We start from the raw sequence: 9,846 nt of genomic DNA, 5'->3' as shown, positions 1-9,846 counted from the left end.
GCCATCGTTGCCTGCATGCGAAAGCAACTCACGATCCTCAATACCATGGTTAAAAACAACACGTACTGGGATGAAAAAATGGCTTAATCGCTTGACGGGACACCATAGTCACTTGTTATGCATTTTTCAGCGTGCCTTGTTCAAAATAGAGCCCGCAATACTCATATGAGATTTTGCGGACATAATTAGAACCAGTTTTTCTCTGAGATCTGGGCTGCCAAGCCCTTTAGCTTCTCCCTCCAACTTCGCACTTTCTTCAGCTTGTACAATACTATCTTTTAGGCCCGGAAATTCATCTGTAGTAAATTTGTACAATAATTTGCATGTATCAATTTCGGCGAACGGTTTTTTAGAAAGCTTTGCATCAGTAATGCACTCGATAGACATTTTTCTATACTCAGACGCCTTTGTATCCAGAGCCTGAAGATGAGAAATTTCATCTGATCCAATACAGCTTAATGGGAAGATCAGCATTACATGAAATATGTAGTTTATTCTCATTTCTTTCCTCTTGATGCATAACGCCTGGCTCAGCGCGACATAGCGGCGCTGAGCTTTTGTGTGAAAATGTGAGCGCAGCGAGCATCACAAAAGCGAAGCAAAGCTTATGGAGTCGGCTGCAGCCATTTGTTAAGCATCTGGCTTGCCGCCCTTAAGGTCCTTATAAAAGTGCCGCCACCCGAAAAGTCTCCCTACGCAGAAAACAACAGCAATTGCTGGAAGAAAGGCCGATACGACATTTTCATAATAGGAACTATACCAATCATAGATTGGAACAAACCATATAGACATTATTAGGATAGTTGCGATCCAAGAATCCTTTCCGATCCATTCATAGGTCAGTTCTAGGACAATGTAAAAAACGAGTGCAAGCCCTATCCCAGCCCAAAGCTCTCCCCCTTCACATTTATATATTATTTGAGCGACGAAGAAGCCCATTAACAGGCATCTTAATACAGCTCTGTCTTCACTGGGTTCTTGTAGCCTCATAAAAGCCTCAAAGGTGCTTAACGCCCAGCGCAGGCGCAGCCAACGCGGAGCGCCTTTTGTGTTAATGTTTGAGCGACAGCGAGTAACACAAAAGGCGCGTAGTGTTGGCTGTCGCTCTGCCGCTGCTTGTTAGCCGTTCTTGATAAGTGCCAACTTGGACCCGAAGCCAATAAGTACAAGACCAGTAATGGAATTGATCCACCGCCTAAACTTCGCGTTATTAGAAGCACTTTTAACACGAGATAGAGCAACAACCATGATTGAAAACCAAACAAAGTTTACCACCGAGTGTGCTGTAACTAATGCATATGCGTGTATTGCACTTTCATTTACTGACACGAACTGTGGAAAGGCGGCCAAATAGAACATTGAAACTTTAGGATTTAGAACGTTTGTCAAAAACCCTTCTAACAAGGCGGCACCAACCGAAACAGGCTTAACATTATTCTTAGGTGAATCTGGCAGACTGGAATTACCACTTTTGAAGGCGCCAATAAGAGCCTTTATGCCAATCCAGATTAGGTAGAGTGCACCTAGAATTTTGAAAATAAAGAACGCCTGTGCTGATTGTGTGAGAAGCGCTGAAACACCAAAAATGGCGAATGTTCCATGGACGTAAAAAGCGGCAACAAACCCCCAGACATTCGCGAAGCCAGATTTTTTTCCCGATAATGGCACAGTTTTAGCTATCAGAAACCCGTTCGGACCTGGCGAGATAACCAGCAAAGCAGCTATCAGCATAAAGGCCATGACGCTATCTATATCCATATATTTTTCCTTAAGGTCCGAATTTTCATTGACGGCTAACGCCCGCAACAGGGGCGACCAATGCTATGCACATTTTGTGCGAAACTGGGAGCGCAGCGACCCGCACAAAATGTGCATAGCGTAGGGCGTCCCTCTGCTTGCGTTTGTTAGCCTAATTGCCACAGGCCGCCCGGAGTCTACCGAATTCCACCCCTTCAACAACTTCTCCATCTTTAAGTTGTAGCCCCAATTTAAAAAGATTATCTATACTAGGGTTTTCCAATTTAACTTCTTCACAAACCGATTTTCCGATTTCCAAGCGGATTATTGTGTTATTTTTTAGATGCCTTACCCACGTAAAGTCTGTTGTAGGAAACATTCTATTTTGATTTAACTCTGGATCATCCGTAATTTCTGAGTACTCATAAAGGTATTGGCCGTAAAGACAAGCAACTCTATTATCACCGATGTTCAGTAAATGGCATAAACAACCAGTACTCAAATCTTCAAATGTGATTGCATCATGTACTTTAAAAGATTCTACGACTGCCGCCCTCTCTCCGATTAGCTGATTTATGTGATCATCTTCGGATTGACCTTTTAGACGGCGAAGAAATCCTTCATTACAAACAATCACAGATGACAACATCAGTGCTAGAGCAAAAATCACACCAACAATAGGCGGCAGGCTATCGCCGACTAGAGTGATATACAGCCAGCCCCCGGTTGCGATGTAGATTAGAGCTAGGATTAAACGCATGACTTCTCTCTAAGGAGGCTAACGCCCAGCGCAGGCGCAGCCAGCGCGGAGCGCATTTTGTGTTAATGTTTGAGCACCAGCGAGTAACACAAAATGTGCGTAGCGTTGGCTGTCGCCCTGCCGCTGCTTGTTAGCTTTCTCTGGAATCATACTCATCAGGCTCGCCGTAAAATGACTGATACTCTATGCGCACATCAATTACATTAAGAAGCTCTTTCAGGTTATCGATACACGTCGGCTCCTGCGGAAGCACCTTGATCATTACAATATTATTTTCACTCGACGCTCTAGATACATAGCCGGGATTCATAATGGATACCGAAGTACTTTCTACCATAAATTTTTCCAATATTTTGGATATGGCTTCCCTTAGCTCATATTCAAGATCGCCCACCAATTCGGTTCCGTGATGGAAAAACTGAATATTCTGGATAACTGCTGGACCCAGACCAGCATTCACGATAGTTGCGCTAATGGTTGGCGGGCTATTTGTAGTAGAAGTCTCCATGACTAGAGAAGGTTTTAAAGAAAGCCGATTATGCTGTCTGTTGCTACGACCCTCATAGATCGCTAGCCCAAGAGCTACAAGAGCAATCAGCGCAGAAGAAACCGCAGTTGCGATTTGGGCATACTCGAATGTGTCCATTTTCTACCCGTGAAAGCTAACGCCGTGCTTTGCGGCTGGTTTGGAGCGCAGCGGAAAACCAGTCCGACAACAGCGCCTTGTTAAACACTCGAACCCCGATGCCAGTTAAGAACGTTGACATTATTTTGCTCCCAAACACTTTCTAGCTCTGATACTCCGTTTTTGGAAATAAAATCGAGCTCTTCGTTTGTAATGCCCACAGCTAATAATGGATAAATATATCCCTGTTCTAAATGTACTTTAGACAAGGCTTCACCCCATTGGTATTGAGGCACAAATAGTAAATGCTTTAGTTCTATTTCAGGGTGATATTCAGATACTAGGGTTTCGAATATTACGCCAGGGCTAATTTTCCAGCCATCTTTCATGATATAGAAAGCAGCTGTTGAAATTATATTCTCTAGCTTTATATCCTCGCTGACGGAATCCATTAGGATTTCGGTTGGTGGCTCATGCTGTACATCCATTAGCCCAATTGTGGCGCAAACTTTACCACCCTCATTTAAGGTTGTTAGTACATGAATAGAAGTAGTCTCTAGCTCATCATAGTAATTTGCCACAGCTCTAGAACCGCCGGTCAAGGAGGAAACTAAATTGGCCCATTTTTTGTTTGATTCACTTGGCACGATACTTCCTTAGGTGTTTAACGCCGCAATCAGCGGCGGCCAAGTTTGTGCGCTTTTTGCGCCATAATGGGAGCATAGCGACCGCGTAAAAAGTGCACAAACTTGGACGTCGGCTGCATTGCTTTGTTAAGTGCTTTCACGCGTCGCACCTGGAAATAGACTGACTAGCTTTGGCAAAACAAGAGCAGTCACGACCGATGTAATCCCAGCCAAAAGCAGCATAATTAACTGAGTTACCGGCGTAATAGCAAATATAAATGACTGAGAGGGTTCAGACGGATTATATGCGACTGTGATAACACCCTCTCTTAAATTTACTACTTTCTCTCTTGGTAAGTACACATTCTGCAGCGGCATTATGCGGCTACCTTTGTATTCCTTTCCATCCACTTGGTAGATGTAGGATGCCTTGCCAATATTGCCACCCCAATCGGAGGCGCCTGCAACAGTGGGGCTACTTGCGTTTTGTAATGAAACAGATTGAAGGATTGCTTGTGTTTTCTGCCAGCTAGAATACTGCAACGTTTCTATGTAAGCGCTTGCCGCAATTCCAAGAATTACGATGCCTGCTACGAGAAATATTCCTTGAATCTTCTTCATTGCTTGTGCACTTAACGCTTTGCTAAGGGGCAGCCGGAGCGAAGCGTAGGCTGTCCCGCGGAGGGCGCGATATTCGCGCCCGGAGTATACTTCAGCAACTTGTTATGACTCTGTGAGATGAGACATAAAGTCTCTGATGTAGTATTCCTGCGCGCATAGAGATACCACTCCGTCTTCATTTTGCACGGGAAGATAGCGCAAATGAAGCGTGGACCGTGGAGCCACTTCATAGTTTAAACATAAATATAATTCCGACTCATTGACTGAGTCAGATGAATCAAGAATATTTACATTTACTTCAAGAGAGGTGCTATCCGCAACTCCAGACCCCAGCAGAAAGGTTGCATATTCTAACTTTCCACCTCTGTACTTCGTAGGTACAACTACTTTCACAGGATGGCACTGAGGTGCATTGTACAATGCACCTTTAGAAAATTTTATCTGATGCGGAATTTCATCATTACCACATGCCTTCCCATAAAGCGGTAACATCGCTAGAGCAATTAATAAATATTTCATACTACTAAGAGTCATAACGCCCACGGCAGGGGCGGATTCCCTTATGCGCGTTTTGCGCGAAAATGGGAGCGAAGCGACCGCGCAAAACGTGCATAAGGTAAGCCGTCCCGCGGAGGCCCAAAGGGCCGGAGCTTCACTGCCCGTGATTGTTAAGCTTTTCACTCGGACCATGGGCCAGCGCCTTGGGAGCCCATACCTAAAAGAGCACTACTTACCCCTAGATCAATTCTTAGTGCCTCTTGCGAAAATTCGATAGAACTTAATTTTTGATAATACTTGTACTGCGCGGGAGATAATGCGAGGGCGTACGCATACTCCTCATGCTCGCCTTCTAGCCCCGCGGCTGCAAGAGCACTTTTTACTTGATTGAATTTCAAGTTTCTGCTCTTTCCATATTCACCTTTCAATTTAAAGACAAACACGGTGCGAATCTTGCGAAGCTTTCTCCTTTTGTTCCACCAGCGCTTTATTAGGTTCATCGTTTCTATGCTTAAACGCCCACAGCAGGGGCGGCTTACCTTATTCTCGTTTTGCGCGAAAATGGGAGCGAAGCGACCGCGCAAAACGTGCATAAGGTAAGCCGTCCCGCGGAGGCCCGAAGGGCCGGAGCTTCACTGCCTGTGATTGTTAGAGCGGACCTGGCACTCATGCCCGAAGCCTGCCGATGGCCAATTTTGAAAGATATACAAGCACGCACAAGGCCCAAAAAATAGCTAGCGTTGGTAGTGCGAACCCAATTTGACCAGAGCATGCGGTGGGCTCACTGACGAGCTCAGTCACCAATAGTACTGGAAACGGTACAAAGGCTGCCGCTCCACATGCAAATACCGTTGGAGCGAAGAAAAATGTAAGTACACCTGCTCTCAGTGGTATTTTGACCATGTAGCTGATCTGCTCCAACCTCCTCCATAGCCACCTTGAAGTAAAAAAAGCAGCTGTGAAGTATGCGACCAACAGCAACAAATATAAGACTATGTAGGTAATTTCTTCAGTGTCCATTCGTTGCTCTAACGCCGCCGGCAGGGGCAGCTTACCTTGTGCGCATTTTGCGCGAAAATGGGAGCAAAGCGACCTGCGCAAAAGGTGCACAAGGTAAGCTGTCCCGCGGAGGGCCGCAGGCCCAGAGCATATTGCCCGGCCTTGTTATGTGTTTAGAAACCACAATAGTGAAATTACTACGGCGCAAAACAAAAACTGCCAACCAAGTGCCCACATTGCAAATTTCAGCTTACCAAAATCTCCACACTCTACCTTTTCGATATATGCCGGTTGAGACAATCTGTCATAAGCATACAAGGCTGGGAGCATCAGTAAGTAGAACCAATTACTAATGTATCCCAACTGCAGCACCAGCAAGGCAACAACGATAAAGTATGGAGTGCCCAAAACTCCGAGAAAACACATCTGTTTCCTACTGACCCTACTCAACATCTACTCTCGACACATAACGCCGCTATCACCGGCGAATTGTAGTTGATTTGTTTTTGTGCTATTTAAGCACAAAAACGAAGCGACGGAAATGGAGTCCGGTGGATAGCTTTGTTACATGCTAGAGCTTGGTTGATAACCAAATTGCTATCTTGGTTGCCCCCGAAACAACAATAAAAATTGGTTTATAAATAAAGGCATTTTTACCACGAGAAGCACCCATATTTTGATGTGCTTCCTCATCCGCCTTTATGCTACAGACTGCATCATGTGCCTCTGCATCATGATTGCCAAGGAAACTTAACTGCCATGATAAGTGGTGCAATACAGTTGTTTCGATAGCATTAGTACATACCCATATAGCGTTACGCCCCATTAGAGCTGTAAATAACCCTAAGACGAAACCGCCAACAGCCCAAAACCACAATGCATAACAAGAACGGATTGAACGTATTTTTAACAAATTATCGAAAGTTTCGAAATGCTCTTTTTCGTGAGATAGCATTTCCTTTAGTTCCGGCACTACATCTTTATATAGATAGGTAGATACCAATAACTGAGCCTTATAAATATTAATCGCACCTAGCTCACCTGCGTGATCTACGCGAATAATTCTTTCGATTTCTTTTTTATGTTCGATCTTTGGGTTCCTTGGGCATGTAACGCCCGCCTATACGGCGAGCAACTTGTTGCGAGTCCAGCGCATGAAATGCGCGATGTTTGAGGCGTTTGTTATGATTCAATTTCTTTAGAGCCTATTGTGTAAACGCCGGGTTGACCAAAAAGTGTTCCACCATTTTCTAAATCTAGGTGTGCTCCTTTTAGGATTGGGCGCTTAAATAACTTAGCCTGGAATAAGCTATTTCTAATATGACGATGGAGCTTACCAGAAAGGCTTTTAAATTCTTTCCAATTAACTTCACAAACTTCCTCATCAGAATAGTTTGCTCTCTGAAAGGCGCCTTTCTCGGTCCAATGGGTAAAGCTACTTAGTTTCAGGGCATTATCGGCCAGATCATGAGGCCGCCCCTGAAGAAGCTGAAAGGTACCTACACCTTCCACTGATTCGCGGAATTCACCGACAGATGGATTTAAGCCGAATTTTTTTATATGAGGTTTAGATGTAACTGACTCCCACCAACCTCGAACGAAAACTCCTCCATGGTTATCTTCTATGTGAGAGGATTCAAGAATATCTTTACTGGACTTAAACTCTCTAATTTCATGGTCTTTGCGAGAGTAAGCCTCGAATAACTTCATAGGGGAAAGATCGAACATATAATCAATTACTTCAATGATGTCCGAACTATTTGCGTAGAAGTCTAGCTGTGCCACAGGCTCTCTCTTGAATCATAACGCCGCCGGCAGGGGCAGCTTACCTTGTGCACCTTTTGTGCAAAAATGGGAGCACAGCGACCTGCGCAAAAGGTGCACAAGGTAAGCTGTCCCGCGGAGGGCCGCAGGCCCAGAGCATCTTGCCCGGCCTTGTTAATTTTTGCCATCCGGAGGTTGAACTTCTCAGCGGTCGTCGTCAATTAGATACTTGTCTATGTATGATTGAGTACTTTCATAAATAGTTTCGTCAACCATTGCCTGTAACGTCTTTAGCGAATCAGAGTCTTTTAGGGATTTCGTTTCATCTTGCAGCTCACTCTGAATCATCATATGAGTCTCCACACTTGAGACTAGAAATTTCTCACCCCATTCATACATTTTCTCTTTCTCGCCACGTCTCGACAAAGAAAGCATGAGTGAAAGCATGTTTGCTTGTTCCGCCGAGCGTCCTGAAATAGAAAAAACGGTGGTAATTTCTACACCCTTTTTTATTCCGTGATACTCGCCGATCAAGTAACTACCATACATCCCTACAATTACAAAAATCGTTAGTAGACCTTTCTTAAGCATGATTTTGATCTTATTGAAATTAACGCCGCTAGCAGGGGCAGCCGAGCGCAGCGTAGGCTGTCCAGCCAGGGGCCCCGAAGGGGCATCGGGCGATCCTGCCTAGCATGGTTATGGCTGACGCACTCAGACCCTACTACTAGCACTTTGCCAGCCACGGTTTGGCTGGCCATTGCTTAAATTTACGGGGAAAGAACACCGCTCTTCCCCCAACGCATTTTTCTCTTACTGGCACTCCCCAAGATTACTTAGGAGTGCCCTCCTTCACGTAACCAGAACGAACACTCTAGGAACGCACTTGAGTGAATAGCAACCAGCCGTATTGGCTCAATGTTGGTGGCTATTTTATGGAACTAAAATGCCAGTCGCTACGGATAATAAAAATTATCGACCGGCAACATAACGCCCGCAGCAGGGGCGACCAATGCTATGCACATTTTGTGCGAAACTGGGAGCGCCGCGACCGCACAAAATGTGCATAGCGTTGGGCGTCCCGCGGAGGCCCGAAGGGCCGGAGCATTTCTGCCTGCGATTGTTATGTTGAATGTACCACAATTAGAAAAACGTGCTCATTATTAGCAAAAATATTACAACAGCGATAACGCCGAAAACCAACCCGAGACTATTGTTTCCTTCGACTTCTCGTTCTCGCAATTTTAAAAATTCGAATAGCTCTTTCTCATCCATTTTTCCACAGTGACCACATGGATAATCAGCTACATCAGAGTAAAGACCACAACGCTTGCATTTCCTAAAGAAGTACTTGTGATCACGAATCTCCTTTAATTTATAAAAGATCATTCCAAACATGCACTACTCTCCGGCTAGAGCAACATAACGCTCGGTTTTGGGGCGAACTTGGAGCGGCGAAGCCGCGGAAAGGCCGTCCCAGCCCCGTAGGGGCGACAACAACCGATTGTTATGAGTGTCGCATAGAAACTGCCGATTTCTATATGCTCCGAAGGAAAAACTTTGCTTTAAAAACCATACTCTCATCAATATATGCAGGAGACTTATTTCCATTCTCCTCTGCTTTTTTTAGGTAACTTTCTGCAGAATCTCTAAACTCTGAGGCACAACATTTTTTGATGAGGCCCGCAAACTCGGCTGTACCATGAGATCCGAATTTTGCAAATGATATTACCCCCCAGATGAAGCGAACCCTATCCTCAACAGATAGGCTGCTAATTGAAGTCTCGTACTCTTCTTGAATTATGTATGGCAGGTAGTAATGTCCATTACCAGGATTACCCACGAGATAACGGGTATTGATGTCTTGATACAACAAGATCTTACCTATGGATTTCTGCACTGATTCGTGAACGGAATCCTCTTGCGCTCCAACGTAAGACGTAAAAAATAGTAATAAAGACAGGAAAAGTCTCATTTATTCTCCTCACTCATAACGCCGCTAGCAGGGGCAGCCGAAGCGCAGCGTAGGCTGTCCAGCCCGGGGCCCCGCAGGGGCCTTGGGCGATCCTGCCTAGCCTGGTTATGGCTGACGCACTTGGAACCCACTACTAGCACTTTGCCAGCCAAAGTTTGGCTGGCCACTGCCTAAATTTACGGGGGAAGAATACCGCACTTCCCCCAACTCATTTTTCTCTTACCGGCACTCCACGAGATTA

At 45.1% G+C, this 9,846-nt stretch carries 12 protein-coding genes; all 12 read right to left on the bottom strand.

Features of this window, described 5'->3' with window-relative positions:
• Positions 1-126: 126 nt before the first annotated feature.
• Entirely contained in the window at positions 127-501 is a 375-nt protein-coding gene (locus tag LCM31_RS16175) for a hypothetical protein (protein ID WP_224871790.1), read from the bottom strand.
• A 618-nt stretch (positions 502-1,119) separates the two neighbouring features.
• On the bottom strand, positions 1,120-1,758 hold the full coding sequence (locus LCM31_RS16170) for a LysE family translocator (RefSeq protein ID WP_224871788.1): 639 nt from the start codon (positions 1,756-1,758) through the stop codon (positions 1,120-1,122).
• A 151-nt stretch (positions 1,759-1,909) separates the two neighbouring features.
• Positions 1,910-2,497 (bottom strand): hypothetical protein, encoded by a 588-nt coding sequence (locus LCM31_RS16165; protein ID WP_224871786.1) that lies wholly within the window; start codon positions 2,495-2,497, stop codon positions 1,910-1,912.
• A 130-nt stretch (positions 2,498-2,627) separates the two neighbouring features.
• A complete protein-coding gene (locus tag LCM31_RS16160) occupies positions 2,628-3,143 on the bottom strand; it encodes a hypothetical protein (protein WP_224871784.1) in 516 nt (171 codons plus the stop codon).
• Positions 3,144-3,223: 80 nt separating this feature from the next.
• Positions 3,224-3,769, bottom strand: a complete 546-nt coding sequence (locus LCM31_RS16420; protein WP_224871783.1) for a suppressor of fused domain protein — start codon at positions 3,767-3,769, stop codon at positions 3,224-3,226.
• A gap of 126 nt (positions 3,770-3,895) precedes the next feature.
• A complete protein-coding gene (locus LCM31_RS16150) occupies positions 3,896-4,369 on the bottom strand; it encodes a DUF3592 domain-containing protein (protein WP_224871781.1) in 474 nt (157 codons plus the stop codon).
• A gap of 102 nt (positions 4,370-4,471) precedes the next feature.
• Positions 4,472-4,912 carry a hypothetical protein gene (locus LCM31_RS16145; protein WP_224871779.1) on the bottom strand — a complete coding sequence of 147 codons (441 nt, stop codon included), beginning with the start codon at positions 4,910-4,912 and terminating at the stop codon, positions 4,472-4,474.
• A gap of 134 nt (positions 4,913-5,046) precedes the next feature.
• On the bottom strand, positions 5,047-5,460 hold the full coding sequence (locus LCM31_RS16140; protein WP_224871777.1) for a hypothetical protein: 414 nt from the start codon (positions 5,458-5,460) through the stop codon (positions 5,047-5,049).
• 977 nt (positions 5,461-6,437) lie between these two features.
• A complete protein-coding gene (locus LCM31_RS16135) occupies positions 6,438-6,929 on the bottom strand; it encodes a demethoxyubiquinone hydroxylase family protein (RefSeq protein WP_318247456.1) in 492 nt (163 codons plus the stop codon).
• A gap of 119 nt (positions 6,930-7,048) precedes the next feature.
• Positions 7,049-7,651 (bottom strand): hypothetical protein, encoded by a 603-nt coding sequence (locus tag LCM31_RS16130; protein ID WP_224871775.1) that lies wholly within the window; start codon positions 7,649-7,651, stop codon positions 7,049-7,051.
• A gap of 183 nt (positions 7,652-7,834) precedes the next feature.
• A complete protein-coding gene (locus LCM31_RS16125) occupies positions 7,835-8,221 on the bottom strand; it encodes a hypothetical protein (RefSeq protein WP_224871773.1) in 387 nt (128 codons plus the stop codon).
• A 946-nt stretch (positions 8,222-9,167) separates the two neighbouring features.
• A complete protein-coding gene (locus LCM31_RS16120; RefSeq protein WP_224871771.1) occupies positions 9,168-9,605 on the bottom strand; it encodes a hypothetical protein in 438 nt (145 codons plus the stop codon).
• Between the last annotated feature and the right edge of the window lie 241 nt (positions 9,606-9,846).

The sequence above is a fragment of the Microbulbifer agarilyticus genome, from assembly GCF_020171345.1.
Classification (GTDB): Bacteria; Pseudomonadota; Gammaproteobacteria; order Pseudomonadales; family Cellvibrionaceae; genus Microbulbifer; species Microbulbifer agarilyticus_D.
This window is presented reverse-complemented; position numbering and strand designations above follow the sequence as displayed.

Coding starts and splice junctions, on each gene's coding strand:
- LCM31_RS16140 (WP_224871777.1), bottom strand. CDS start 5,460: ATGCACGTTTTGCGCGGTCGCTTCGCTCCCATTTTCGCGCAAAACGAG.
- LCM31_RS16170 (WP_224871788.1), bottom strand. CDS start 1,758: ATGGATATAGATAGCGTCATGGCCTTTATGCTGATAGCTGCTTTGCTG.
- LCM31_RS16160 (WP_224871784.1), bottom strand. CDS start 3,143: ATGGACACATTCGAGTATGCCCAAATCGCAACTGCGGTTTCTTCTGCG.
- LCM31_RS16125 (WP_224871773.1), bottom strand. CDS start 8,221: ATGCTTAAGAAAGGTCTACTAACGATTTTTGTAATTGTAGGGATGTAT.
- LCM31_RS16165 (WP_224871786.1), bottom strand. CDS start 2,497: ATGCGTTTAATCCTAGCTCTAATCTACATCGCAACCGGGGGCTGGCTG.
- LCM31_RS16120 (WP_224871771.1), bottom strand. CDS start 9,605: ATGAGACTTTTCCTGTCTTTATTACTATTTTTTACGTCTTACGTTGGA.
- LCM31_RS16150 (WP_224871781.1), bottom strand. CDS start 4,369: ATGAAGAAGATTCAAGGAATATTTCTCGTAGCAGGCATCGTAATTCTT.
- LCM31_RS16175 (WP_224871790.1), bottom strand. CDS start 501: ATGAGAATAAACTACATATTTCATGTAATGCTGATCTTCCCATTAAGC.